Source organism: Actinosynnema sp., assembly GCF_052038725.1.
Genome location: NZ_JBQGCX010001379.1, coordinates 1 through 2,285, shown reverse-complemented (window position 1 = coordinate 2,285; position 2,285 = coordinate 1). Strand labels below are relative to the sequence as shown.

The following is a 2,285-nucleotide window of genomic DNA, read 5'->3' as shown; positions in this document are numbered from 1 at the left end:
CATCACCGCCGCGATGCGCGGCCCGACGGGGCTCGACAAGTTCGCCGCGGCCTTCCCGGACCGCTGCTTCGACGACGGCATCGCCGAGCAGCACGCCATGACCTCGGCCGCAGGCCTGGCCATGGGCGGGATGCACCCGGTCGTCGCGATCTACGCCACGTTCCTCAACCGGGCCTTCGACCAGCTCCTGCTCGACGTGGCGCTGCACCGCCAGGGCGTCACCGTCGTGCTCGACCGCGCGGGCATCACCGGCCCGGACGGCGCGTCCCACCACGGCATGTGGGACCTGTCGATCCTCGGCGTGATCCCCGGCGTCCGGGTGGCCGCACCGCGCGACGCGGGCACCCTCGCCGAGGAGCTGCGCGAGGCCGTCGCGGTCGACGACGCCCCCACGGTCATCCGCTACCCCAAGGCCTCCGTGGGCGCGGACCTGCCCGCCGTCGAGCGGATCGGCTCGGTGGACGTGCTCAGCCGCGACGGCGACGACGTGCTGCTCGTGGCCGTCGGCGCCTTCGGCGAGCTGGGCCTGGCCGCCGCCCGCAAGCTCGCCGACCAGGGCATCGGCGTCACCGTGGTCGACCCGCGCTGGATCTACCCGGTGCCGCCCGAGCTGGTCGCCATGGCGGCGAACCACCGCCTCGTCGTCACCGTCGAGGACGGCGGGCGGCACGGCGGCTTCGGCTGGTCCCTGGCCGCCGCGCTGCGCGACGCCGACGTGGAGACCCCGCTGCGCGACGTGGGCGTGCCGCAGGCGTTCCACGACCACGCCGAGCGCGCCGAGGTCCTCGCCGACCGCGGGCTCACCGCGCAGGACGTGGCCCGCCGCATCACCGAGTGGGTCGTCGCCGAGCAGCCCGCGGAAAACCAGGCGACGGCGCGCAAGTAGTCGATCTGACGTTCCCCCTGCCCGCGAGCGGTCGAGGCGGCGATGCCCACCCCGGTCCCGCGCGTAGCAACGGGCAGCAGAGGTGCTTTCCGCCATCCTGAGCCGCCGACCCCCGTGACAGGAGCCGGCGCCCGGCCAAGCGGACCCCCGAGGTCCCCGCCGGGCGCCCGCGTCGCGGGGGTCGGCGCGTGGGAGGGCGGGAGCCGGAGGGGGAGCACCGGTGAAGGTCGTCGTCATGCCGTGGCACCGCGCCGTGCGCTCCCGCGAGGGGGCGCACGTGGGCGAGCTCGGCCCGGGCCGGCGCCGCGTCGGCCGCCGCGACTCGCTGCACCGGGTCGAAACCCGGCTCCAGACCAGCACGCCCTCCTCCCAGGAGATCCCCACCGCCGACGGCGTCCACGTCCGCGTCACGCCCGCCCTCACCTACGCGGTGGTGGACGCGTCCCGGTGCGTGCTGGCCGCCGACTCGCCCACCCAGGTCCTCCACCTGGCCTGCCAGCTGCGCCTGCGCGCCGCCGTCACCGCCCGCGCCCACGACCGGGTCGACCCCGAGCGCGCGGCCATCGCCGCCGAGCTGCACGAGGGCCTGCGCCCCCTGGGGACGAGATCGGCGTCGAGGTGCGCGAGGTGGCGATCCGCGACGTCGTCATGCCGCCCGAGCTGCGCCGCGCCGCCATCGCCGAGATCACCGCCCGCGCCGAGGGCCGGGCCGCCCTGGAGCGCGCCAGGGGCGAGAGCGCCGCGCTGCGCTCCCTGCTCAACGCCGCCCGCCTCGCCGAGGAGCACCCCGTGCTGCTCCAGCTCCGCTCGCTCCAGAACGCCCAGACGGTCGTGGTGGAGCAGAGCGGCGCGCCCCGGCGGGCCGAGCGGGCCAAGCGCGAGGCCGCCGACCAGCACGCCCAGCCCGGCGACAGCCCTCGCTAAGCGCCCTCTCAGGTGCCTGTGGCACCTTTGTCGGCGTGCGCATCCTGGTAGTCGAGGACGAGGCGCCACTGGCCGACGCGATCGCGCGCGGCCTGCGGCGCGAGGGCATGGCCGTGGACGTGGCCTACGACGGGGAGAGCGGGCACGAGAAGTCCTCGGTCACCCGCTACGACGTGGTCGTGCTCGACCGCGACCTGCCCGGCATGTCCGGCGACGAGCTGTGCGGGGAGATCCTCAGCTCGGGGGCGCTCACCAGGGTCATGATGCTGACCGCCAGCTCCGGGGTCGAGGACCGCGTCGAGGGCCTGTCCCTCGGCGCGGACGACTACCTGGCCAAGCCGTTCGCGTTCGACGAGCTGGTCGCCCGGGTCCGGGCGCTGGGTCGCCGGGCCACCCCGGCCGCGCCGCCCGTGCTGGCAGTCGGCGACCTGGTGCTCGACCAGGCCCGCCGCTCGGTCATCCGGGCCGGGCGGAC

General features: G+C 76.2%; 3 protein-coding genes and 1 pseudogene. All 4 read left to right on the top strand.

All coding sequences use genetic code 11. The features are described from left to right. Nucleotides 1-886: transketolase C-terminal domain-containing protein (locus ACTUAL_RS29190; RefSeq protein WP_440902488.1), on the top strand; the 886-nt coding region annotated here is incomplete at its 5' end. Nucleotides 887-1,121: 235 nt separating this feature from the next. Next, nucleotides 1,122-1,415 (top strand): annotated as a pseudogene (locus ACTUAL_RS29185) (SPFH domain-containing protein); the annotation flags it as partial. A gap of 98 nt (nt 1,416-1,513) precedes the next feature. Then, on the top strand, nt 1,514-1,810 hold the full coding sequence (locus tag ACTUAL_RS29180; protein ID WP_440902487.1) for a hypothetical protein: 297 nt from the start codon (nt 1,514-1,516) through the stop codon (nt 1,808-1,810). 35 nt (nt 1,811-1,845) lie between these two features. Further along, on the top strand, nt 1,846-2,285 hold a 440-nt coding region (locus ACTUAL_RS29175), incomplete at its 3' end, for a response regulator transcription factor (protein WP_440902486.1).